Annotated in this window: 1 protein-coding gene; it reads right to left on the bottom strand. The window is 58.3% G+C overall.

Annotated features, from left to right (window positions below):
• Positions 1-254 (bottom strand): EAL domain-containing protein (locus SB765_RS31710; RefSeq protein WP_410932765.1); only part of this gene is annotated, 254 nt, incomplete at both ends.

The raw sequence follows: 254 nt of genomic DNA, 5'->3' as shown, positions 1-254 counted from the left end.
CGCATAGCCGGTGCCGAAATCATCAACGGTTAACCTTACCCCGAGTGACCGTAAACCCTGCATCACCTCCAGCGCATGCTGCGGATGTTCAAAGGTCACGTTCTCCGTGATCTCCAGCTCCAGCCGCGTAGCCGGCAGGCCACTTTTCGCCAGCACATCCGCAACCCGCTGCACTAAATCGCTGGTGCGGAACTCCATGGGCGAAATATTAACCGAAACATAGCGATCGCCCCCCCATCCCAGCGCATCCTCAC

The organism is Pseudomonas sp. SIMBA_067, assembly GCF_046534675.1.
GTDB lineage: Bacteria > Pseudomonadota > Gammaproteobacteria > Pseudomonadales > Pseudomonadaceae > Aquipseudomonas > Aquipseudomonas putida.
The sequence above is the reverse complement of the archived record's forward strand: the minus strand, read 5'-3'. Positions and strand labels throughout refer to the sequence as shown.